Annotated in this window: 20 protein-coding genes and 1 riboswitch; of the genes, 11 read left to right on the forward strand and 9 right to left on the reverse strand. The window is 59.2% G+C overall.

Going from position 1 to position 21,545, the window contains the following annotated elements:
* Window positions 1–13: 13 nt before the first annotated feature.
* Together ACMHYW_RS06195 and ACMHYW_RS06200 are read left to right on the forward strand one after the other, a co-directional pair.
* Complete coding sequence (locus ACMHYW_RS06195) at window positions 14–1,510, forward strand: ABC transporter substrate-binding protein (protein WP_414501350.1); 1,497 nt, start codon at window positions 14–16, stop codon at window positions 1,508–1,510.
* Window positions 1,507–3,261, forward strand: a complete 1,755-nt coding sequence (locus tag ACMHYW_RS06200; RefSeq protein ID WP_414501351.1) for an ABC transporter permease subunit — start codon at window positions 1,507–1,509, stop codon at window positions 3,259–3,261. Before ACMHYW_RS06195 ends, ACMHYW_RS06200 begins: the two co-directional genes overlap by 4 nt.
* A gap of 251 nt (window positions 3,262–3,512) precedes the next feature.
* Here ACMHYW_RS06200 and ACMHYW_RS06205 read toward each other — a convergent pair whose 3' ends face one another.
* On the reverse strand, window positions 3,513–4,064 hold the full coding sequence (locus ACMHYW_RS06205) for a cytochrome b (protein ID WP_414501352.1): 552 nt from the start codon (window positions 4,062–4,064) through the stop codon (window positions 3,513–3,515).
* A 413-nt stretch (window positions 4,065–4,477) separates the two neighbouring features.
* On the opposite strand from ACMHYW_RS06205, the gene ACMHYW_RS06210 reads away from it, so the two are divergent.
* From ACMHYW_RS06210 to ribB, 3 genes are all read left to right on the forward strand, one after another.
* Entirely contained in the window at window positions 4,478–5,032 is a 555-nt protein-coding gene (locus tag ACMHYW_RS06210; RefSeq protein ID WP_414501353.1) for a hypothetical protein, read from the forward strand.
* A gap of 175 nt (window positions 5,033–5,207) precedes the next feature.
* Window positions 5,208–5,690, forward strand: coding sequence for a hypothetical protein (locus ACMHYW_RS06215; RefSeq protein ID WP_414501354.1), 483 nt, complete (start codon window positions 5,208–5,210; stop codon window positions 5,688–5,690).
* Between the two features lie 45 nt (window positions 5,691–5,735).
* Window positions 5,736–5,913: riboswitch (FMN riboswitch) on the forward strand.
* Window positions 5,914–6,031: 118 nt separating this feature from the next.
* Window positions 6,032–6,736 (forward strand): 3,4-dihydroxy-2-butanone-4-phosphate synthase, encoded by a 705-nt coding sequence (gene ribB, locus ACMHYW_RS06220; protein ID WP_414501355.1) that lies wholly within the window; start codon window positions 6,032–6,034, stop codon window positions 6,734–6,736.
* A gap of 416 nt (window positions 6,737–7,152) precedes the next feature.
* Here the strand turns inward: ribB and ACMHYW_RS06225 are convergent, their stop codons facing one another.
* Genes ACMHYW_RS06225 through fepB form a run of 4 tightly spaced genes read right to left on the reverse strand, consistent with a single transcriptional unit; the run spans window position 7,153 to window position 11,046 of the window.
* A complete protein-coding gene (locus tag ACMHYW_RS06225) occupies window positions 7,153–7,971 on the reverse strand; it encodes an ABC transporter ATP-binding protein (RefSeq protein WP_414501356.1) in 819 nt (272 codons plus the stop codon).
* Window positions 7,968–9,011, reverse strand: a complete 1,044-nt coding sequence (locus tag ACMHYW_RS06230; RefSeq protein WP_414501357.1) for a FecCD family ABC transporter permease — start codon at window positions 9,009–9,011, stop codon at window positions 7,968–7,970. Before ACMHYW_RS06230 ends, ACMHYW_RS06225 begins: the two co-directional genes overlap by 4 nt.
* Window positions 9,008–10,033 (reverse strand): iron chelate uptake ABC transporter family permease subunit, encoded by a 1,026-nt coding sequence (locus ACMHYW_RS06235; RefSeq protein ID WP_414501358.1) that lies wholly within the window; start codon window positions 10,031–10,033, stop codon window positions 9,008–9,010. The genes ACMHYW_RS06230 and ACMHYW_RS06235 overlap by 4 nt, the downstream gene beginning before the upstream one ends.
* Window positions 10,030–11,046, reverse strand: a complete 1,017-nt coding sequence (gene fepB / locus ACMHYW_RS06240; protein WP_414501359.1) for a Fe2+-enterobactin ABC transporter substrate-binding protein — start codon at window positions 11,044–11,046, stop codon at window positions 10,030–10,032. Before fepB ends, ACMHYW_RS06235 begins: the two co-directional genes overlap by 4 nt.
* 346 nt (window positions 11,047–11,392) lie before the next feature.
* Between fepB and ACMHYW_RS06245 the strand changes: the two genes are divergently transcribed.
* From ACMHYW_RS06245 to dhbA, 4 genes are all read left to right on the forward strand, one after another.
* Window positions 11,393–12,649 (forward strand): isochorismate synthase, encoded by a 1,257-nt coding sequence (locus tag ACMHYW_RS06245; RefSeq protein WP_414501360.1) that lies wholly within the window; start codon window positions 11,393–11,395, stop codon window positions 12,647–12,649.
* Entirely contained in the window at window positions 12,646–14,295 is a 1,650-nt protein-coding gene (locus ACMHYW_RS06250; protein ID WP_414501362.1) for a (2,3-dihydroxybenzoyl)adenylate synthase, read from the forward strand. The genes ACMHYW_RS06245 and ACMHYW_RS06250 overlap by 4 nt, the downstream gene beginning before the upstream one ends.
* A gap of 139 nt (window positions 14,296–14,434) precedes the next feature.
* Window positions 14,435–15,316, forward strand: a complete 882-nt coding sequence (locus ACMHYW_RS06255) for an isochorismatase family protein (RefSeq protein WP_414501363.1) — start codon at window positions 14,435–14,437, stop codon at window positions 15,314–15,316.
* Window positions 15,317–15,428: 112 nt separating this feature from the next.
* The gene (dhbA, locus tag ACMHYW_RS06260) at window positions 15,429–16,181 is read left to right on the forward strand and encodes a 2,3-dihydro-2,3-dihydroxybenzoate dehydrogenase (protein WP_414501364.1); all 753 of its coding nucleotides are present in this window, start codon (window positions 15,429–15,431) and stop codon (window positions 16,179–16,181) included.
* 367 nt (window positions 16,182–16,548) lie between these two features.
* Here dhbA and ACMHYW_RS06265 read toward each other — a convergent pair whose 3' ends face one another.
* Window positions 16,549–17,223, reverse strand: a complete 675-nt coding sequence (locus ACMHYW_RS06265; RefSeq protein ID WP_414501365.1) for a LysE family transporter — start codon at window positions 17,221–17,223, stop codon at window positions 16,549–16,551.
* Between the two features lie 259 nt (window positions 17,224–17,482).
* On the opposite strand from ACMHYW_RS06265, the gene ACMHYW_RS06270 reads away from it, so the two are divergent.
* Both ACMHYW_RS06270 and ACMHYW_RS06275 read left to right on the forward strand, forming a co-directional pair.
* On the forward strand, window positions 17,483–18,652 hold the full coding sequence (locus ACMHYW_RS06270; RefSeq protein ID WP_414501366.1) for a tyrosine-type recombinase/integrase: 1,170 nt from the start codon (window positions 17,483–17,485) through the stop codon (window positions 18,650–18,652).
* Between the two features lie 74 nt (window positions 18,653–18,726).
* Window positions 18,727–19,146: a SufE family protein gene (locus ACMHYW_RS06275; RefSeq protein ID WP_414501367.1), complete on the forward strand. Its 420-nt coding sequence runs from the start codon at window positions 18,727–18,729 to the stop codon at window positions 19,144–19,146.
* Window positions 19,147–19,819: 673 nt separating this feature from the next.
* Here ACMHYW_RS06275 and ACMHYW_RS06280 read toward each other — a convergent pair.
* The 3 genes from ACMHYW_RS06280 to hisI all read right to left on the reverse strand — a co-directional run bounded on the left by ACMHYW_RS06280 (window position 19,820) and on the right by hisI (window position 21,518).
* Window positions 19,820–20,527 (reverse strand): LuxR C-terminal-related transcriptional regulator, encoded by a 708-nt coding sequence (locus tag ACMHYW_RS06280; RefSeq protein WP_414501368.1) that lies wholly within the window; start codon window positions 20,525–20,527, stop codon window positions 19,820–19,822.
* Window positions 20,528–20,597: 70 nt separating this feature from the next.
* Window positions 20,598–20,885 carry a membrane protein insertion efficiency factor YidD gene (gene yidD / locus ACMHYW_RS06285; protein ID WP_414501369.1) on the reverse strand — a complete coding sequence of 96 codons (288 nt, stop codon included), beginning with the start codon at window positions 20,883–20,885 and terminating at the stop codon, window positions 20,598–20,600.
* Window positions 20,886–21,068: 183 nt separating this feature from the next.
* Window positions 21,069–21,518: a phosphoribosyl-AMP cyclohydrolase gene (gene hisI, locus ACMHYW_RS06290; RefSeq protein WP_414501370.1), complete on the reverse strand. Its 450-nt coding sequence runs from the start codon at window positions 21,516–21,518 to the stop codon at window positions 21,069–21,071.
* Window positions 21,519–21,545: the final 27 nt, after the last annotated feature.

Consider the following 21,545-nt stretch of genomic DNA (forward strand, 5'->3'; position numbering starts at 1 on the left):
GAATCTCTACATTATGAATACTTTCGGTCGGACACTGGGCGGTCTGATGAGCTGCCTTCTGTTGGGAGGCTGCTTCGATGGCGGGCATGCGTCGTCCAAAGAGGACCGTCTTCAGATCGTCATGATGCAACCCCCGCGTTCTGGGTTAACACCGTTGAGCGACGATGCTTTCAAGCTATCACGCTGGAATACGGCCGAAACGTTGGTCACGCTTGATCCGCAGGGCGATGCTATGCCCGGCTTGGCCTCTCGCTGGCAGCCGCTGGATGCGACGCATTGGCGATTCGAGCTGCGTGACGGCGTCCATTTTCATGATGGAGCACCGTTGAATGCCGACAGTGTGGCGCACGCACTCAACGTGGCGGCTCATGCCACTCCCAAGCCGCGCATCCTGGATGGCGCCACGCTGACGGCTGTTGCTGATGGCGATCATGCTGTCATCGTGACCACACTTCAGGCAGACCCGCTGTTACCCCAGCGGTTGTCGAGCCCACAGCTGGTGATTCTATCGCCTGCCGCTTATCGTGCTGACGGCACCCTTGATCCACGCCGAGCGGGCACGGGGCCGTTCATACTGAACAGTATCGAAGGCACCAGTGCGGCACACCTTGACCGTTTCGATGATTACTGGGGCGGGAAAGCACAGTCGGCAGGCATTGATGTCAGCTTCGTGCCGGATGGCGTTGCGCGTGCGGCAGCACTGCGAACTCACCGAGCAGACATCGTGGAGGCCATTCCGGCCTCGCAGGTATCGCTGTTGCCGCCTCAGGAAGTGCATGAAGTGCCGATGCCGCGTACCAACACGCTGTACCTGAACACGCGTACGGGCGCTTTCCGCGATCCCGCGCTGCGTGCGCTGGTGGCGAGTGCCGTGCAGCGGCAGCCCATTGTTGAACGCGTATATGAAGGCCGCGCGGATGTCGCCAAGGGGCTGCTGGGACCCGCCATCGCATGGGCAGCGCCTCTACGTGACCGTCAGCTTCCTGTCGAAGCAACGGTATCCGCACCGGCCAATGGTAAGGTCATCACGTTGGCGACGTTCAGTGACCGTGCCGAGCTGCCGGAGGTTGCCGTTATGCTGGCAGAGCAGCTGAAAGCGGCGGGGTTCGAGGTACATCAGGTGGTGCGTGAATATGCGCATATCGAGTCCGATGCATTGGCAGGCAAGTTCGATGCCTTCATTCTGTCACGGGCAACAGTGCTGGATTCTGGTGACCCGTTGGCCTATCTGTACAGCGACTTTAGCTGCCATGGCTCGTTCAATCTGTCCCAGCTGTGCGATGCAGGGATCGACCAGGCACTGCAGAACGCAGCGGGGCTGGCGCCGGGATCTGCGCGCCGCGAGGCTATCATCACGGCAGAGCGGCAGATACTGGCGACGCATGCGGCCATTCCGCTGCTGCATGAGCGCGTACTGCAAGGCGAAAGGGAAGGCACTCAAGGGGCTTTCCGCGATCCGCGCGAGCGCCAGCTGATCGGTCTTGATACGAAGAGTGGCAGTGCCCCATGAGTGATGTTGGTCCATTCTCGTTATACGGGCGCTGGAAACAGCGCCTCTTGCCATCGTTGTCGCGTGTGCTGGCACTGATCGGGCTTGTGATTGTTATTGGTCTGTTGCCGTGGCTGGCGGGTCACGATCCTGCGCTGGCACTGCTTCGCGCACGATCGGGTGAACAGGAAGCCACTCCAGAGGTGCTGGCCAGTATTCGGGCTGCGCTCAACCTCGCCGATGGCCCTTGGGCGGCGCTATGGCGCTGGTTGGTTGGATTGGCACATGGTGATGCCGGACGCTCATGGGTGTCTGGGCATGCCATTCTACCTTCAATGCTGAGAGCACTCGGGGTGTCTTTGACACTGATGGGGGCATCGCTATTGGTGGCGGTCGGTGTTGCGGCGGCGGTATGCCAGTTCGCCCTGCGCAAGGGGCTGCGGGGGCAGCTGACACAAACCACCAGCAGCGTCGCCATTGCGCTGACGGCACTGCCGGAGTATCTGCTGGCCACGGCTCTTCTGCTAATTTTTGCGGTTTGGTGGCCTTTGTTGCCGCCTTTTGGTTGGAAAGGGCCGCTCTATCTCGTGTTGCCGGCACTGGCGATGGGCATTCCCGCTGGCGGACTGCTGGGACGGTTGGCACTGGACCGTATCGCAACGGTTTTCAATGAACGGTGGGTCACGACTTGGCAGATCGCGGGTATTTCGCGTGTGCGCGTTGCGGGGGCCGTTCTGCGGCGGGTGCTTCCATCTTTGCTGCCTCAGGTGGCGCTGGTGATAACGGGGCTGACCGGCGGCGCGATTGCGGTCGAGAAAATCATGGCCATTCCCGGTATCGGCCGAGCCACACTGGGTGCGGTCATGGCACAAGACATGCCCGTGGTTCAGCTTGGCATGCTGATGTTGCTGGCCGTTGCCGTCATCGCGCGTCTATTGGCTGAAGCCATTGGGCGTTGGTGGCAAGGTGCTGCTATGCATCAGCATTCGATGCCTGTCGCAACGGCGATTCCGCGTGCCAGATCGGCACGAGTGTGGGTGATCGTCAGCATTGCATTGCTCGCCGTGTTAATGATCGCTGGCATCGGGCGCGATCCGTGGGCTCTGTCTCATGCGCGTCTGGCGGCGCCTTCGTGGTCGTTGCCGCTAGGGGCGGATGCCCTCGGGCGAGATCTGTTGGCACGCCTCGCTCATGGTGCATTGCAGACGGGTGGTGGCGCACTGCTTGTGGTGAGTGGTTGCCTGTTGATCGGAGGGATGGTCAGCCTATGGCCGCGTGCGATGGCGGGCATTATCGACGTCGCCAATGCCGTGCCGCCCACGGTGGCCGGCATCGTCCTTGCGGCGCTGTACGGTCCTTCTCCACGAGGCGCTATTGTGGCCGTCATGCTGGTCAGCTGGGCACCATTGGCCGCTCATGCTATTACGCTCAGGCAGGAGCTGCAGGCGCAGCCTCATATGGCGATGCTCCCAGTACTGGGCGTTGGAGCGTGTCGGCGTTTTACGCATCATGTGTTGCCGGCCATGACGCTGCCGTTGCTGCGCCACGCCATGCTGCGTTTGCCGGGGGCAGCGTTGGCGCTGGCCGGGCTGGGCTTTTTGGGGCTGGGAGCTCAGCCTCCGTCACCGGAGTGGGGAGCGCTACTGGCCTCTGCCGTTCCCTACATGGAGCGCGCACCATGGGGCGTGGCGGCACCCGCACTGGCATTGGTGGTGCTGGCTATTCTGGCCGTCAGCCTGACGTTGCTGAAGCCGAGGCGATCCCAAGCGTAAGCAGCAAGTCTGCGCGATGGCGACAAGGGTATGGCTGCACACATTGTCTGCCGTGTCGCAGCTCAATCCAGTGGCATCCGTGCGGGATGGTCTGATGTCACTGTTTCGCTGGGATAGCGCATCTGGTGTAGTGGTGCTGGATCGGATCAGTCAGCGGTATTATTCGTTCTTCATACCAAATGTTGTCATGAAAAAGCGGCCCTTCATTGAAGGGCCGCTTTTCGTATAAGGCATTCAGTGTCAAAACCGTTTCACTGTTCCTTCTCACCGCGTGAGGACATGCGCCGCAGCGTATCGTCCTTGCGGATCAGGTGGTGATAGAACGCTGCGACAACGTGCAGGCCAATGACGTAATAGAACGCTGTGCCCAACAGCACATGGATCTGGCGGAGCGTACCCGCTAGGTCTTTGTTCTGCGGAAACGGTAGCGGAATGTCGAAGTGAGTGAACGGAACGGTCATCTTGCCGGGCCCAAAACCGGCCATCAGCAGTCCCAGCAGCGGCTGTATGATCAGAAAAAGGTACAGCAAACCATGAGACGCCTTGGAAAGAATATGGCTGAAGCGGTCGAGCGGCGGGTGAATGGGCGGCGTTCCCGCACGAAAAGCATTGATGATGCGCGGCACGGTCAACACCAGCACGGCTATGCCGAACCAGAAGTGCCCCTGCATCACCAGCATCCGCGCCGGGGTGCCTTTGTCGAACAGTGTCCTGCTCAGCACGAGCGCATAGCAGAGAATGACCAGCGCAGCGGACAGCCAGTGAAAGTGGCGCGATGCGGTGGAATAGCGAGTCGTCGACATGATCGGGAAGTCCTTTTGCAGGGCGGCGCAGTCGCGGTGTCTTTGAAGAAGAGAAAGCGGACGATATTCGCTCAGGTATTAAGCCCCAAGGTGACAATGAATATCATTTAGCTCGCCGACGAATACTAGAGAGAGTACGTCATAAATACAATATGGTACTGCTTGCGCTAAGGTTTATGTCGCCCTAGGCAGGTGTAGCATTCACGACAGTGCTGTGCCTGCGCATCGCGTTGTCAGCAACGCTTCGCTTTCCACCATAAAATCGGTGCCATCTTCGCCGTGCGCTTCAGGCTTCGTGCTTACCCTCCAGTGCCAGTTAGAACAGGTGTCGGTGCTCCTACGTTAAGTTATCTTAAGAAAACTGCCGTGAGCGTATGACGGCACGACTTGCCACGAACGCAGAAGGAGCACTTATGAACATATCGCGCTGCCGTATCGTACTAGGCGCAGTAATCTTGGGATGGGGGGTGAACTGTGCCGCACAGGAAGCGCCTGCTCAGCCGGAGCACATCGACTACTGGAGCGTGTGGGCCGATGCTAAGGGTGTGACCCACCAGAGCCTGTGCCGCTGGAGTGACATGACGCTGGAAACATTTGCGCCACCGGCCGGGTTGGAATGGGTCTCGCATAATAATCCTCAGCCCAAACGAATGGTCTTCAACGTGGCACCTACGGGATGGGTCGGTGACTGGCACCGCAATCCTGCCAAGCAGTGGGTGGTGACGCTGGATGGCCGCTGGTTCATAGAGACCTCGGATGGCACGCGTCGCGAATATACCCCGGGTGAAGTGATGCTGGGCGTCGATCAAGGCGCGCGACCGATTGACGGTCATGAAGGCCATTTAGCGGGGACGGTCGGTGATGTTCCCGCTCGCGTCATGGTGGTTCAGCTGGACCCCGCTACGCTCAAGCAGCCTGAAGCACCGTGTGCCGCGGGAGGGCAGATCATCAAGGGGGCACGCCCGTAGTCCGCATTGCCTAGCGTGTGGCGCTAACAGAGGCGAGTCTTGGCGGAACGTGCTATTCGCCAACGCTCGCCTCTGTCGTTATTTCTAGGCGGTGGCGCTTCACGGTGCATTTTCGGTGGCAAGCAATGCCGATGGTCGCGGATACTGGGACTTTTCGTGCAGCAGACGGTGCTAAATGAACTATTCCTACCGCATCACCAAATACCATGCCTATATCGAAGGTACGTCACACCTGACGTCTTCGCCGGAGGAATGGCAGGACTACAGCGATGTAGGGGGACGTGTTTCCCTTCAGGAGTATATGCGGGTAGAGACGCAGTATGTAGAGGTTGTGCTGGCGCTGATCGCCATGGCGGGTATCACCTCCTTTAGAAAGATACTGTGGAAGACGGAGCTGCTTGACGAGGATGAGGTGCCTTATATCGAAGGGGATCTTGTGGACGGTGCCGCTGACGTGGCCAAGGCCGTGCGCCATTTCTTGCGCCACGGCGGAGGTAAGCTGGTGGCGCTCAACGGGCACGCCGAGATTCACTTTGGGTGGGATTTTTACCTGTATGTGGTGTGCGATGTGCCCTATACGCGTGTCATTGGGCAATTGGATACACCGCTAAACGTCGAGGCTTTTCGCTCACCCTATCTGGACGATATGGAGAATTGATCCATTGTTGGCTTGCGGTGGGCGGGCGAACACAGTAGCGTTGATATACGTCTTCAGGGCGGGGTGAAATTCCCCACCGGCGGTATGTTCGTCGTTATCCTCCCATCATGGTGATAACGGTGTCGAACGAGCCCGCGAGCGCCTGCCAGTACGCTGGCAGGGTCTAGCAGATCTGGTGCCATTCCAGAGCCGACGGTCATAGTCCGGATGAAAGAAGATGCGAATGACCTGCCACCACTTTGAGTGGATGCCCTGCGGTGTCCACGCGTTCGGTGACGGTAGGCGATTCCCACTTGCCCTGAAACGTTTTTCGCCATATCCCTTCTGCGAGGAGCGTTTCAATGTCTTTTCCCTCTGATGTTTCTGTATCTTCCCGCGTGGCCGCTCTGGCCAGCCCTGCTATGAACGATGCACTGCAGGCAATGCGTACGGGTCGACCTGTTGTTCTGCTGGATTCCGCTAGCCGCGAGGACGAAGCCGATCTGATCGTGGCCGCAGAGCAGCTGACGGTTTCCACCATGGCACTTATGATCCGCGAATGCAGCGGTATCGTTTGCCTGTGTCTGACGTCTGATGCGGTACACCGTCTGGCGTTGCCCCCCATGGCATCGCATAACGAAAGCCGCTATGCGACGCCGTTCACTATCTCGATTGAAGCGCGAGAAGGGGTCACGACGGGAGTGTCGGCACAGGACCGAGTCACCACGATCAAGGCTGCCATTGCCGAGCAGGCCCGCCCGCACGATCTGGTGCGCCCCGGCCATGTGTTCCCGCTGCGCGCGCATGATGACGGTGTATTGGGACGGCAAGGGCATACTGAAGGCGCAATTGAGCTAGCGCGCCTGGCAGGCATGCGTCCTACTGCCGTGCTGTGCGAGCTGATGAATGCCGATGGCACTATGATGAAAGGGCAGGATATTCAAAACTTTGCCGCGCAGCATGAACTGCCGGTGGTATCGATCGAAGAGCTGGTCAGCATTCGACAGCAGCTAGCACAGGAAGAAATAGCCTCTTCAATCGAGGTCACTGCCGTTGCCGAGGCCTGAGGTAAGTTGCACAAGGTGCCTTCTTGAAACGAAGGCACCTTGTGGTTGGTGTGTCATTGGCAAGAGAGCATAAAAGGTAAGGCGTTGATAAAGCGCTTTATTTCAATACTAGATTTCTGGTGTACGCTTAACAGACTATCGCTTGCTATACAAAAATAGGGTGTGTTTCATCATTGCCATTGCCATTGCGTGGGGCCGCAGTTTGCTAGTGCCTTTGATCTGTTTGCGCTGACCCCGAGCGAGGGCCGGCATCGCCATTGCGCTTAAGAGTGAAGCGTAGGCTGAGCAACCGTGGGAATCACCCTAGGGCGTTCGATCAATGCGGCTGTGCCACCGCCATCCCCTCCGGCTTGGTCTCTTATTCTGTTCCTTCCAACATACTTATCACGCCTACGTTTGAGGCGGAGAGGCTTCGTTTACGGCGTATCGTGTGTGTAGCCACCCAGCGGTACGATCATTGGTGTATGAGCAATGGGGTCTTCGATCACCACGCATTTCAGCCCAAAGACGGTGTTGATCATTTCCGGCGTCACGATATCGGCCGGACGACCTTGCGCGATAATATGACCGGCCTTCATGGCCACCAAGTGAGTGGCATAGCGGCAGGCCTGATTGAGGTCGTGAAGCACCATCACCAGTGTCTTGCCATGATCGCGGCGCAGGTGGTTCATCAGCTCCAGTAGCTCGATCTGGTGCGCTACATCAAGCCAAGTCGTCGGCTCATCCAGCAGCAGTGTGGGTGTCTGCTGCGCCAGTACCATAGCCAGCCAGACGCGCTGCCGTTGACCACCGGACAGTGTATCGACGCGGCGGTCGGCCAGCGACGCTACGGCTGTCGCGGTCATAGCTTTACTGACAGCCCGTTCGTCCTGCTCACGCCAGCGTGTCAGCAGTCCTCGATGCGGGTAGCGCCCCCGCGCCACCAGATCCCGAACGCGGATATCATCAGGCGCATGGGAGGACTGGGGCAGAATACCGAGCCGACGAGCAATGTCGCGAGTGCGCTGGTGTGCGATGACATCGCCTTCCAAGCGCACGACGCCGGTCCGTGGCGATAGTAGGCGTGCCAGCGATTTCAGCAGCGTGGATTTTCCGCAGCCGTTGGGGCCAATGATGACGGTCGTTTCACCGGCAGGAATGTCCAGTGACAGCGCATCCAGTACGTACTGGTCGTTATACCCTACGCTAATGTTCTCGGCCTGAAGGGGAGGCTCGGGCAGATAAGCCGTAGTCATGATGAGCGTACCTCGCGAAGTAGCAATCCCAGCAGATAAAGGCCGCCAAGGCTGGCTGTGACCACACCGACGGGCAGCTGGTAGGGCAGGAAAAGATGTTGAGCCACCATGTCGGCTGCCAGCAGAAGCAGTGCGCCACCCAGTGCCGCGAGCGGCAGTCGCAACTGCGGGGCGGGGCTGAGGCGATGCATGATCTGCGGTGATACCAGGGCGACGAATGCGATGGGGCCCACTAAGGCTGTGGACGCGGCCACCAGTACGACACCGGTCACGATCAGCAGTAGCCGAGTGCGGCCTACGGCAACGCCCAGCCCTCGCGCCGTATCGTCACCCATCTCCAGCATACGCAGTCCCTTTGACAACAGTAGGATCATGACGACAGCCAGTCCCACCATAATGGCTGGAACGAACATGCCCGGCCAGCTAACGCCGGCCAGTGATCCCGCGCCCCACAGCCCTGCCGACAGTGCCGCATCAAGAGACGCCCGCATGATCATCCAGCTATTGAATGCGATCAGCAGTGCTCGAACGCCAATTCCCACGATGATCAGCACCATCGGGCTGAGCGGTCGATGACGCTGCCATGTCAGCAGCATGATGATGAGCGCGGTCAGCGTACCGCCTGTGATGGCGCCAAGGGTGATCCCTACCGTGGTGGCCTGAAACGCGATCATGGCGATCAGTACGCCACTCCACGCACCGGTATCGAACCCCATCACGTCGGGACTGCCCAGCGGGTTGCGCATCAGTGATTGAAACAGTGTGCCGGCCAGACCGAGCGCGGCACCGCACAGCACCGCTGCTGCGATACGTGGCAGACGCCATTCCATCACTACGCGCACCATGAACGCTGGAGCATCGCCATTGAAGACGTCGATAATTTGGTGAAGCGAAAGCGGCAGGCGGCCCAAACACAGCGCCCAGAGTCCTAGTGCCAGCACGGCGATGAAAGACAGTGCGGTAACGATAATGGCGCGCCAATGCTCACGTCGATATGGACCGCGCGCCGTATCCTGCCGTTGAGGTTGCCAAGCGCTCATCGGGTCGTTCCTCGCCACATGCGACGGGCCAGCACGATCAGCACGGGTGCGCCCAGCACCGCCGTCAGAATCGACACCCGCACTTCACCACTGAACAGCACACGTCCGGCAACGTCAGCGCACAGCAGCAGTAGGGGGGTTATCAGCAGGGCCCAGTACAGCTGCCAGCGCGCGGAGCCTGACGAGAGTCGGGCGGCCAGATGAGGCGCCATCAAGCCGAGAAAGGCGATGGGGCCTACCGCGGCAACGGCGCTGCCACACAGCAACGCGATGGCCACGATGCCCAGCGCGTGAGTGGTTTGAGTGCGGCTGCCCAGCGATGCGGCCAGCTGATCCCCCAGCGCCAGCGCTTCCAACCCTCGTCCGATCAGTAGCACGATGATCAGCCCTAACCCCATCGGTAGCGCGGCCGCCTTGAGGGCCGTCATGCCGTGAATGTCCAATGAACCGGTACGCCAGAAGCGCATCTGATCGAACGTCGTGGGGTCGAGCAGCGCAATGCCTGATGATAGCCCTTCCAGAGCGGCTCCCATGGCAACCCCGATCAGTGTCAGCCGAATTGGATCGACGCGCCCGCGTCCAGTCAGCGCGCCTAATACCATCAGAACCAAGCTGGACAGCAGTGCGCCACAGAAGGCCGCACCGACCAGCCACGGCATCGCGGTCTGCCCGCTGAGCGCAACGCACAGCACGACGGCCAGGCTGGCACCGGCATTAACGCCAAGCACGCCGGGATCGGCTAATGGATTGCGGGTCAGTTGTTGCATCAGGCAACCCGACAGCCCCAGCGCTGCGCCCACCATGGCCCCAATCAGCGTACGCGGTAAGCGAGCCTGTTCAATGATGACACAGTCTGCCTGCTGGGCTGCCGAACAGTCAGAGGTCAGCGCCTGCCAGACCGTAGCGGGGTCGATGCTGCGTGCGCCGACCATCAGGCTGACGGCTATGACAACGAGCAGCAGTAAGGCGCACAGCCACCACAGGGTCAGACGCTGAGCGGGCGAGGGGAACGATGTGCTCATGAGGATGCGGATGCCGGTGAGCCAAACAGCGTCGACAGGCGTTCAAGCAGTCGCATAGCGCTGTAGTAGTCCAGACGGAAGGTATCGGTTCCCAGGGCAAAGACGCGTCCTTGCTGTACGGCAAGCGTATTTTTTAGAAAAGGGTGCTGGCGTACGACCTGGGCAGTGTCGTCGTTGGCGGCGAAGATCAGCCACGTTTTGCCCGTCAGTGCATCGGCCAATCGCTCACCTCCAACGGGAAGAATGTCATGGCGTTTGCCCATCTGATGGAAGTCCGCCAGCTCTGGTGGCACCTTTGCCAGTGTCATGCCCAGCGCTTCCAGCAGGCGTCCCTGAGCAGATTCGTTCGTCCACAGATTGGCGCTGTTCTGCTGACCCTGTGGCCATGTGAATGCTGATACTGGCTGCGGCGGCAGTTGGAGGTGAGCACGCGTTTTTTTCAGCGCGGCATCGAATTCCGCGATACGCGCATCAGCATCGGCGTCATGACCGGTCGCGCGCCCCAACAGACGGGTAATATCCTGCCACGCAGCATGGTCATAATTGATCACCAGCGTGGGGGCAATCTGAGACAGCTGGCTTTTGAGCTTGAGTGCCGAATCTGCACCGCTTGCCGACACCACGATGAGATCCGGGGCCTGCATGGCGATCGCTTCCAGATCGGGTGTGCCGATGTACAGGCGCTGAAGGTGTCGCTGTTTGGCCTGATCGCTCCACTGGAGTAGGAACCCCTGATCGTCGGCAATGCGTGAACGAGGAGCGGTCGCGCCGCTGGCAATGACTGGGGCGTCGATGGCCAGCAGACTGCCGGTCAGCGTCACGCTGGTCGATACGATCCGAGTCGGCGGTGCGGAAAGCGTTACACCGTCGCCATCGTCCTGAATGTGACGCGGCCAGCCCTCTGTTGCATAGGCGGGGGCAGTGCACAGCAGCATCAGAAGCGGCCCCATCAGTCGTCTTGCAGTATGGAACAGGCGGCGTGCAGAGAAACCAGAGCAGGGCGGTCGAGTCATGGCAGCGTCCTTACACGAGAGTACGCATGGATCAGTAGTAGGCCATCAGGCGCGCGAAGGCGGTGCTGAAGCCTCGGCAGAGGGGTTTTGTTGACGATTCCCCCTTGCATCATGCAAGTGATGATAATCATTATCATTACGTTATGCACCCTATGATACGTGAACCCTAGCAAAAAAGACTAATATGGTCCTGTATTGACTTTTGGTCGCACTCTCCGTTAGCGTAGTGTTATAAATGATAACCATTCTCATAAGGAAGCCTGTGCAATACCCGTCATTCACCGGGACTTGCCAGCGTGAGAATGGTGCTTTCATGCACTCAACCTACCGCGCAGGAGGGCGAACCATGCGGCCTTCATATCAGGAAGACGCAGCGGCCAAGCCGGACTTTGGGCACGCACATCACGATGGCTTCTTGCTGTCCTCACCGTATCGCAGTTTCAGAACGGAAGGCTGTCAGGAGGTGATCACCCACGCCGCGCTTGGTGGTGAGCGTTCGGACAGCGCCTTCCAGAACCAGGTCCGGCAGGCTTTCGCGCGAGCGCGCAAGGCTGGCATCGCCCATCCAATACTGGTCGGCGCTATTCCCTTCGATACGCGACAGCCGTCCATGTTGTTCATTCCGCGCAGTCACACCGAGATCGACCGCTCCCATTGGCTGACCGAGGCGCATCGCGCCTCTCGCACAGGAAGTGCCCCCTCGGTGCTGTCGGTCAAGGCGCGTGCCGATGAGCACGGCTATCAGAGCGCGGTAGCACAGGCCGTTCGTGATATGCGAGAAGGGAAGCTCGACAAGGTTGTGCTAGGGCGTCAGCTGTTGCTGGATACAGCGCAACGTCCCGATGTCCAGCGGTTATTGGCACGCCTGATGGCCCAGAACCCCGATAGCTATCACTTCAGTGTGCCGCTACCGCAGGGCACATTGTTGGGTGCATCTCCCGAACTGTTATTGCGCAAGCAAGGGCATCAGCTGTGGTCGACACCACTGGCAGGCACGGCTCGGCGCAGCGACGATGCCACGGAAGATCGTCTGCAGGCGCAGGCACTACAGCACTCGCTCAAGGACCTTCATGAACATCGGGTCGTTACGCAGGCCATTCGTCAGCGACTGAGCCCGGTGACGCACCAGCTTCACATTCCCGAGCACCCGGAGGTGATGCCGACGACGCGTCTGTGGCACTTGGGGTCGTCCATCCGCGCAGAAGTGGAAGCGGCCGATGAAGATGCCCTAACGCTGGCCTGTCGGCTGCACCCGACACCGGCACTGCGTGGTTTCCCTGAACTTGAGGCCGCAGAGCGGATTGCCCGACTCGAACCAGAGGATCGCGGGCCGTTTGGCGGCATCGTAGGCTGGTGCGACGATCAGGGTAACGGCGAGTGGATCGTTGCCATTCGCTGTGGCGTCGTGAGCGAGCGCGGTATCCGGCTGTTTGCCGGTGCCGGTATCGTCGCTGACTCCGACCCTGCTTCCGAATGGCACGAAACGGCCAACAAGCTGGGCACCATGCTCGAAGCCTTCGGCCTCGACAGTGACCGGCTAATGTCGGTGGCTACCGCTTCTCATCCCCCTTCTTCTGTCTGCCAAGAGCATCACGCATCATGACCATTCCGTTTATCCATTGGCCTGATGATCTGGCCAACCGTTACCGAGCGCGTGGCTACTGGATCGATCGCCCGCTGACCGACATTGTGACCCAGCATGCCGACAGCGACGCTTGCGCTGTGATCTGCGGCGAGCGCCAGCTGTCCTATCGCGAGCTCAACCAGCGCATTGATACTTTGGCAAACTCACTGCTGCGACTGGGTATTCAGCCGGGACAGACGGCCTTGGTGCAGCTGGGCAATGTCGCCGAGTTCTACATCACCTTCTTCGCACTGCTGAAATGCGGCATCGTGCCGGTCAACGCACTGTTCAGTCATCAGAAGACCGAACTGGCCGCGTATGCTGAGCTGATCGGTCCCTCACTGGTGATCGCCGACCGTGCCCACCGTCTGTTTGCCGATGATGACTACTGGCGTGCGCTGCGCGACGACTTCCCGCATATCAATCGCGTCCTGTTGCGCGGTGAGTCCTCAACGCGCACGGCGGGCATTGCCCCCATTTCGCTGGACGCTGCTATTGATGGTTCCCTAGAAGGACTGGCGTCTCGAGAGGTAACGCCTGCGCCCACTCCGGCGGGTGAGGTGGCGTTCTTCCAGCTATCGGGTGGCAGCACAGGCACTCCCAAGCTGATTCCACGCACGCACAACGATTACGACTACAGCATCCGCCGCAGCGTCGAGCTGTGCGGTGTTTCGGCGGCAACGCGCTTTCTATGCGCACTGCCCGCCGCACATAACTATCCACTTAGCTCGCCGGGCGCGCTGGGTATCTTCCACGCGGGTGGCTGCGTGGTGTTAGCCGAAGACCCTGCACCGCAGCGTTGCTTCCCGCTGATCGAACGCCATCAGGTCACGATGGTGGCCTTGGTGCCGCCTGCGGTGACGCTGTGGGAACAGTCGCTGACGGCTGAAAACCGCCCGCAGCTGGACAGTCTCGAACTGATGCAGATTGGCGGTGCGCGCCTAGCGGTATCGCTTGCCGAGCGCGTGCCGACCTGCTTTGGCTGCCAGCTTCAGCAGGTGTTTGGCATGGCCGAAGGGCTGGTCAACTACACCCGTCTGGACGATGACGACTGGCACCGCACCCACACCCAGGGGTATCCGATGTGTCCTGATGATGAAGTGTTTGTCGTCGATACCGATGGTCATCCTTTGCCGGCAGGAACGCCGGGACACCTGATCGTGCGTGGCCCTTATACGTTCCGTGGCTATTACCGCGCGCCTATACACAACGAGTTCGCCTTTACCGACGAAGGGTTCTATGTCTCAGGCGATATCGTCGAAATGACGGAAGATGGCTACCTGAAAGTGGTGGGGCGTGAGAAGGACCAGATCAATCGCGGCGGTGAAAAGATCGCCGCCGAAGAGGTCGAGAACCTGCTATTGCGCCACGATGACATTATCGAGGTCGCGCTCGTATCGGTACCGGATGATGTGATGGGCGAAAAGAGCTGTGCCGTGGTTGTCGCACGGACGCCGCTTAAGGCCGCACCGCTGCGTCGCTGGCTGCGAGAGCTGGGCGTTGCCGACTATAAGGTGCCGGATCGCTTCCAGTTCGTCGATGCTCTGCCGCAGACCGCGGTTGGAAAAATCGACAAACGTGCCCTGCGAGAAACGCTGCACGCTGGCCTGGCATCAGATTCATAGGCTCGGGCATTTTGCGCGTCTCTGCTGAGGCTGAAGGCGCGCCGTGTCATTCGTACCGATAGATGGTTATAGACAGAGCCGAGAATTGTTCGATAGCGGCGGAGGCAGAGACCTCCGTCTATGCAAGGAGCGCTGATTCATGAGTATTCCCCGTATCGCCGACTATTCGTTGCCGACGAGCGCTGAACTCCCGACTAACAAGGTTGACTGGACGTTTGACCCTGCGCGCGCCGCGCTGCTGATCCATGACATGCAGGAGTACTTCCTCGATTTCTGGGCCGCAGATAGCGTGCTGATCCAGCGAGTCGTCGACAACCTGAAGGCGCTGCGTCAGTTCTGTCATCGTTCGGGCATTCCTGTGTTCTATACCGCGCAGCCTGTCGATCAGAAACCCGAAGATCGTCGCTTGCTCAACGATATGTGGGGCGCGGGCCTTAACGATCATCCTGAGCGCGCGGCCATCGTGGACGCATTGGCACCGACCCTTCAAGACACAGTACTGACCAAATGGCGCTACAGCGCTTTCCAGCGTTCGTCACTGGAAGTCGATATGAAATCGATGGGGCGCGACCAGCTGATCATCGGCGGCGTGTATGCCCATATTGGCTGCATGATGACGGCCTGCGATGCCTTTATGCGTGATATCCAGCCCTTCTTCGTTGCCGATGCGCTGGCCGATTTCTCGCGTGAAGACCATGACATGGCACTGCGCTATGTCGCCGGTCGCTGCGGTAGCGTGACAACCACCCAACGTATCGCCCCCGTTGTCGTTAGCCCCGCGCAGCTGCGCGCGCAGGTCGTGGCGTTGCTGGATGACGACGGTGATGACGTTGAAGACGATGACAACCTGATCGACTTCGGACTGGACTCTATTCGCATGATGAATCTGGCGGCGCAGTGGAGCCGTGGCGGGCACGCCGTGGATTTCACCCTGTTGGCACGGGAGCCTACGCTCGCAGCATGGTGGGCCTTGCTGTCCGCATCGGTACACCGCCATACCGATGAAGCCGCGCTGGCATAGGCACATTTGCCATCTTCAGCGACAAAGGAAGGGAGCGCTCGGCAAGGGCGCTCCGATACGGTCAAGGTGAAGGAAGGGCGGCTGAACCCGTCGGGTCAGGGAGAGCAGAGGTATGAGTCAGACATTCAGCAATAACGTGGTATGGGTGACGGGGGCTGCACAGGGCATCGGGGCTGCCATTGCGCGCGCTTTCCGTGCACAGGGCGCGCACGTCATTGGAATCGACAGAACCTTTGCGGAAGGTGCGGGGCATGTCGATGTGTCCGTGGTGTTGGACGTCACTGATGCCGAGACCGTGGCACGGCAGTGCGCTCAGCTACTACTGAGCGAAGGGCTAGATATTCTGGTCAATGCCGCCGGTGTTTTGCGCACGGGCACGCTTGAGCAGCTGAGTGAAGACGACTGGCAGGCCTGCATCGACACCAATGCGGGCGGGGTCTACCGCATGCTTCACCATACGATGGGGCACTTCAAGGCACAGCGTAGCGGTGCCATCGTCACCGTCGGTTCGAATGCTGCCCACACCCCGCGCATCGGTATGAGTGCCTATGGCGCATCCAAGGCCGCCCTGCGCAGCCTGTGTCTCAGCGCGGGCCTAGAGCTAGCGCCTTACGGCGTGCGTTGTAATCTGGTTTCACCGGGTTCGACTGATACCGCTATGCAGCGTTCGCTATGGCATGGCCCCGAATCGGAACAGCAGACCATCCGCGGGTTCCCAGACGACTTCAAGCTGGGCATTCCGCTGGGCAAGATTGCCCAACCACAGGATATCGCGGACGCGGTTCTCTATCTTGCATCCCCGCATGCGGGGCATGTGACCCTACAGGATATCGTGATCGACGGTGGAGCCACTCTCGGCGCGTAACCCCTGTCATGGCCTGCATCGCATCTTCTCCATGGCCGGAAATGTGCGATTGCAGCAGTCATGGTGCAGACAGATCGTCTGCCATGAAACGGAACAAGGCCCTTGCCCCCGGGATGAGGCAAGGGCCTTTGTTCACCCTGACGGTTCATTCTGCGTACTACTTCCTCTGGGCTTCTTCTTGCAAGCGTCTTCTTTGCGCCTTTCCAGTGGCACATTCCCTGTGCGGCTCTGCCTTTCATTTCATATGTGATTTTTCGGTTCTTCCTCATTATTTGGCCGCCTGGGTATTCATTACACCATGCGGCCTTCAAAGCCCTTCACGCTCTTCAACACCTTTCACGTTGCCGCTACACGCGCTGGATATTCATCACGACCAGAGTGAATGCAGAATATGCAGACTCAGCAGGGTGAAGATGATACCCGCGCCCATATCGACCCAGCAGGCCTTGCGGTAGTACAGCGCACGCGCTCTGGCGGTCGAAAACAGCAGACTGACCGGCACGAACCACAGTGGCATGATCAACGCCATCATAATGCCCACGCCCAGCATGTCATGCAGTGCGAGGTTCGGGCTCAGGAATGACGACAGTACACTACTGAAGTAGATCATCGATTTGGGATTGGACAGCTCAACCAGTACCGCTTTGCCCAGTGAACGCCACAGTGCCGGAGGGCGCTTCAGTGCACGGTCTTCCTTTAGCATGTCCGGTTCGTCCGCTACGCGCATGTCATCACGGTGAGCACCATGAATACTGGCCCATGCGCTACGGATCATCGCTTGCGCCATCCACAACAGATACAGACTACCGGCCAGCGTAAGCAGCGTGTGCAGCAAGGGAATATGGCGGATCAGCACGATCAATCCCGCCAGCGCCAGCGTGATCCATACCATCACCCCCAGCGAGGCTCCTAGTGTCGCCATCAGCGCATTGCGCTTGCCGTATTTAAAAGCGGTTTGGGTAATGAAGAAGAACGACGGCCCTGGGATAGCCACTGCCATGAAATGCACGATGAACAGCGATATATAGGCAGAGAGCGACATAACAGCGTTACCTTTTGTCGGTAGAAGAGAGGACGTCACGCACGGGAGTATGGATAGTCTGGATGGCTGCGAACGCGGTATGCTTAGGCCCCGTCTGCAGGGCGGAGTAATGTAACGTGCAGCTCGCTATGTGAAAAGGCTTTCTGAGTGTGGGGTGCCTTTTCGGTAACCTGCGGGTCGAGCGGCTTGTACGGCGATGATGCCCACCGGCGCGTTGCGCTGCCCACGACATTCACTTTCCTTAGGGTGTAGACGTCTTATGACCCTCGCTTCCACCACTGCATTGACACCGTTGACGTTCGAACTGCCAGATCCGCGATCGACATCGGCCGTATCCAGCCCGTCGACTGTGCATATCCCCGCGCGCAACGACGCGGAAGCTGTCAGTCAGTGGCTGATGGAGTACCGTGAGAGCCCGCGCACCTTCCGGCATTACCGCAAGGAAGCCGAGCGCCTGCTACTCTGGCTGCGCGATCAGTCGCTGACGCTGGATCAAATGACCCGTGAGCATCTGGATACGTTTGAACGGTTTCTTGCCGATCCCACCCCGCGTGAACGCTGGGTCGGCAGCGTCTCGCGACGCAGTGATCCCGCTTGGCGGCCGTTCCGGGGCCCTTTGTCGCCAGCCAGCCGTCGGCAGACGCTGGTGATCCTGCAGGGCTTGTTGAGTTGGCTGCTGGAAGCCGGCTGGGTATCGCATAACCCTTTCAGGCTGATGCGCAACAAACGCCAGCGACTCGATAACCGTACCGCAACTGTCGAGCGCTATCTGGAACGCCCGCTGTGGAACTGGCTGTGGCAGTGGCTTCAACGTCCCTCGGCGGGGCAGATCCCTTCGGCGGATTACGCACAGGCACGGCGTCGCTTTGCGGTTGGTTTCGGCTACCTGCTGGCGCCACGCGTCAGCGAAATGGCACAAGCACGCATGAACGACTTCATTGAGCGTGAAGGGCGTTGGTGGTGGCGTGTGGTAGGGAAAGGACAGAAGGCCGCGCAGGTCCCCGTACCCCCTGCGATGCGAGCACTGCTTACCCAGTGGCGTCGCACGCTAGGACTGCCGGATATGCCCGCTTTGCATGAAGATACCCCCGTGCTGAGGGCGCTGAACGGACGCGATGGCATCACCGATAATCAGCTGTATCGCCTGCTCAGGCAGACCTTCCAGCAGGCCGCTGCTGCGCTAGAAGCGGAAGAGGGTGATCCTCGCTATGTCCAGCAGCTGCGCATGGCAACGCCTCACTGGCTGCGCCACACGGCGCTTACTCACCAGGCCCAGTCTGGGGTCGAAATGCGCTATCTGGCGCAGACCGCACGTCACTCGCGGTTGGACACCACTGCGCGCTATCTGCATACCGAAGCGGAAGAGTGGCATGAACAGCTTTCTCATCACGGACAAGGGTTGGTTCAGGACGACACTGATCACCAGTAGCGTTATGATAAGGCGCTTCACATCACCGACTGGCTGCGGCCAGCGGTTACTTTCCTGATCAACCGAGGATGAACATGGCAACGGATACTCCCCAGCAGGCGCTTGATGAACTGATCGAAGAGTTTGGTTTCTTCGACAACTGGATGGACCGCTACCAGTACATCATCGACCTTGGCAAACAGTTGCCCGCCATGCCGGGCGAATGGAAAACAGCGGAGTATCGCATCGACGGTTGCCAGTCCAACGTCTGGATCTATGACGAACAGCACGGTGATCACCTGCATTTCAGCGCCATGTCAGATGCCGCTATCGTTTCTGGTCTGATTGCCGTCGTCATGCGCATCTACAATGACCGCCCCCCCCACGATATCTTGGCCATGCCCAAGGACTGCCTGGATCAGCTGGGCCTGAGCCAGCACCTTTCACCCACGCGCAATAACGGCCTGCATGCCATGCTGGCCCATATCTATCTGACCGCCGCAAAACTGGCCTGATATCCGCACTTTCAGCAGGGAAGTGAGTCTATCTGCCGTGCAGACCGGCTAGCGTGTCACGCCATATGCAAGGGGATAAAGGTCACTGCCCAATGTGTGATGTCGAAGGTATACCGCGGAAGGGCGAGAGACCAAGATAGGCAAGGTAGCGTAAGCGTTGCTATAGGCCTATCTGGCTGCGGCAAGCGCCTGTCGCAGCTGTTGTGTTGATGACCTTCTGACCTGCCATATTCGTCATATACCCTCTTTAGCACCCGATCAGCCGCCCACGGCCCGATCGGGCGCATGCCGTTGGCGCGCCTGCGGTCGCTGTTGTTCTCTCGGAAGATAGAGCATTCTGGATATCCCAATATCTGGGTGAAAAAAGCCATCGGGGGCGATGCTGGAAATGACCTTATCGTTCACGAGCTTGTCATGCCAGAAGCTGCTGGGGACAGCACGAGTACAGAATGGCGACTAGGCTCGCGTGGGCTACGGGCTAACAGAATTAGGGCTTATGAATCGCTGGCCGAAGTATTCATGACATGAATGTCGTAGTGGCGCGAAGGACGATAGCAGCGATCGGTCGGTGTGAGGCAGGATAGGAATGAGGTTTCACGGTGCCAGAGGCGCAGGCTACATTAAGGGCATAAACGCTGGCACCGTGAAGGGAAGGCAAGAGCATGCTGTGTAGTTAGGCAAACAGCTCTTTGAGGAAGATGGCTTTTACGACGGCCGATGTCTTGTTCGGTGCGCCCAGTTTCGTCATGGCATTGCGCAAGTGGAAATTGACCGTGCTGTCTGACAGACCCAAGATGATGCCGATTTCTGCCACGGTCTTGCCATCTCCCGTCCAGCGCAGGATTTCCCGCTCGCGATTGCTCAGGATTTGATCGTGCTCATCGCGCGAGGTGAACATGGCAAAGTGCATGGCATGGGTCAGCCACTGCAGCTGGCGTTGATGAACCTCAATATCCGGTTCTTCCAGCTGACCATCGCTTGAAGTGATGAACAGGCTGTAGATGCCGATGCGATCGTGAACCGACTGGGCCCATCCCGCTCGCCTTCCCAGTGAAAAGTGTTCTTCCCACATCCCGGGGTTCATGTCGAACAGCCGACCTTCCGCGCGTCCGGTCCACATCACTGGACGGCTGGTTTCCGCGCAGATACGGAAGACCGGTGCTTTGTTGTACCAGCCTGACCGTACCCGTCGAGCAACTTCGTCGTCATTGTTGGCGACGGCGAACACCTCGCGGCGCGTCAGCGGTACCGGCAACTGAGTGATCCACGTACAGTTCTTGAACCCCAGCGCCTGAATAGAACGCTCCCCGACGCGCAGAATATCGTCGAAGGTATGCGGTTTTTCCAGCGTCGTCAGCAAATCTTCTTGCCAGCCGTTCATAACATCACCCCCCTAAGGTGCATGCAGCGCAACTGTAATGCTTGGTTTGGTTACCGCCGTTGACGTTGCGTTATCGTTTATGTTCGTCACGTTCAGGGACAGGGTCAATACCGCCCTTGCAGAAAGGATGGCAGCGCGCTAGACGCTTGATTGTCAGCCAGCCGCCTTTAAGCGGGCCATGCAGGCGCAGTGCGTCGATGGCGTACTGTGAGCAGGAAGGCCAGAATCGGCAGCGCTGTCCCAGCAAAGGGCTGATCACCCACTGATAGCCTTTTATCGGTGCGATCAGCAGTGCGATGACAATGCGCTGCCCGCGGCGTGAAGGGCCAGAAGTCGAAGCAGAGTCGTGTGGGCACATATAACAAGGCCTATCGAGTCACGTGGTCGAAACCGTTCAGTTCGCACAGGCGTTGGTATATTGCTATGCGCGAACGTATCAACCCCTGTATCAGCCCTGTGACCACTGCATACGTGGCGACCGCAGAGCGAATGCCAGAAAAGCGAGCGAAGTGATGTGGCCAGCTGAATGGAAACGCTGAATTCAGTGGCCTTTACCGTACAGCGCTTCGGGCGAAATCAGTGGATTGCTGTTGACGACCGCCTGATCGTTTTCAAGCGTTGTAAGAAAGCAGGTACGACGCCCGCTGTGGCAGGCAGGTCCCGTTTGATCGACCAGCAGCAGCAGGGTATCGCCGTCGCAGTCGAGCATAGCCTGCTTGAGGGTTTGGATTTGCCCGGAAGATTCACCCTTGCGCCATGCTTTCTGGCGCGAACGTGACCAGTAGCACACGTGCCCGGTGGCAAGCGTTTCGCGCAGCGTGTCGATGTTCATCCACGCCATCATCAGCACCTCGTGACTATCGTACTGCTGGGCAATAGCGGCAATCAGACCGTCCGCATTCCAAGGAATGGCGTCCAGCACGCTGTCCAGCGCTACGGTATAACCTGCAGGGGACTGTTCGAGGGTCTTGAGTAAGCCGACTGTGCTCACGGTGATGCTCCCGGATCAATGAAAGCC

This window comes from Zymobacter sp. IVIA_12111.31 C1, from assembly GCF_047495495.1.
In the GTDB taxonomy this organism is placed as follows: Bacteria; Pseudomonadota; Gammaproteobacteria; order Pseudomonadales; family Halomonadaceae; genus Zymobacter.

What these genes read in the sequence shown, in the direction of transcription:
- ACMHYW_RS06195 (WP_414501350.1), top strand. Translation starts at nt 14, where the DNA reads ATGAATACTTTCGGTCGGACACTGGGCGGTCTGATGAGCTGCCTTCTG.
- ACMHYW_RS06230 (WP_414501357.1), bottom strand. Translation starts at nt 9,011, where the DNA reads ATGAGCGCTTGGCAACCTCAACGGCAGGATACGGCGCGCGGTCCATAT.
- dhbA (WP_414501364.1), top strand. Translation starts at nt 15,429, where the DNA reads ATGAGTCAGACATTCAGCAATAACGTGGTATGGGTGACGGGGGCTGCA.
- ACMHYW_RS06200 (WP_414501351.1), top strand. Translation starts at nt 1,507, where the DNA reads ATGAGTGATGTTGGTCCATTCTCGTTATACGGGCGCTGGAAACAGCGC.
- ACMHYW_RS06210 (WP_414501353.1), top strand. Translation starts at nt 4,478, where the DNA reads ATGAACATATCGCGCTGCCGTATCGTACTAGGCGCAGTAATCTTGGGA.
- ACMHYW_RS06215 (WP_414501354.1), top strand. Translation starts at nt 5,208, where the DNA reads ATGAACTATTCCTACCGCATCACCAAATACCATGCCTATATCGAAGGT.
- ACMHYW_RS06275 (WP_414501367.1), top strand. Translation starts at nt 18,727, where the DNA reads ATGGCAACGGATACTCCCCAGCAGGCGCTTGATGAACTGATCGAAGAG.
- ACMHYW_RS06225 (WP_414501356.1), bottom strand. Translation starts at nt 7,971, where the DNA reads ATGACTACGGCTTATCTGCCCGAGCCTCCCCTTCAGGCCGAGAACATT.
- fepB (WP_414501359.1), bottom strand. Translation starts at nt 11,046, where the DNA reads ATGACTCGACCGCCCTGCTCTGGTTTCTCTGCACGCCGCCTGTTCCAT.
- ACMHYW_RS06280 (WP_414501368.1), bottom strand. Translation starts at nt 20,527, where the DNA reads ATGAACGGCTGGCAAGAAGATTTGCTGACGACGCTGGAAAAACCGCAT.
- ACMHYW_RS06235 (WP_414501358.1), bottom strand. Translation starts at nt 10,033, where the DNA reads ATGAGCACATCGTTCCCCTCGCCCGCTCAGCGTCTGACCCTGTGGTGG.
- ACMHYW_RS06245 (WP_414501360.1), top strand. Translation starts at nt 11,393, where the DNA reads ATGCGGCCTTCATATCAGGAAGACGCAGCGGCCAAGCCGGACTTTGGG.
- ribB (WP_414501355.1), top strand. Translation starts at nt 6,032, where the DNA reads ATGTCTTTTCCCTCTGATGTTTCTGTATCTTCCCGCGTGGCCGCTCTG.
- ACMHYW_RS06265 (WP_414501365.1), bottom strand. Translation starts at nt 17,223, where the DNA reads ATGTCGCTCTCTGCCTATATATCGCTGTTCATCGTGCATTTCATGGCA.
- ACMHYW_RS06270 (WP_414501366.1), top strand. Translation starts at nt 17,483, where the DNA reads ATGACCCTCGCTTCCACCACTGCATTGACACCGTTGACGTTCGAACTG.
- ACMHYW_RS06205 (WP_414501352.1), bottom strand. Translation starts at nt 4,064, where the DNA reads ATGTCGACGACTCGCTATTCCACCGCATCGCGCCACTTTCACTGGCTG.
- ACMHYW_RS06250 (WP_414501362.1), top strand. Translation starts at nt 12,646, where the DNA reads ATGACCATTCCGTTTATCCATTGGCCTGATGATCTGGCCAACCGTTAC.
- ACMHYW_RS06255 (WP_414501363.1), top strand. Translation starts at nt 14,435, where the DNA reads ATGAGTATTCCCCGTATCGCCGACTATTCGTTGCCGACGAGCGCTGAA.
- yidD (WP_414501369.1), bottom strand. Translation starts at nt 20,885, where the DNA reads ATGTGCCCACACGACTCTGCTTCGACTTCTGGCCCTTCACGCCGCGGG.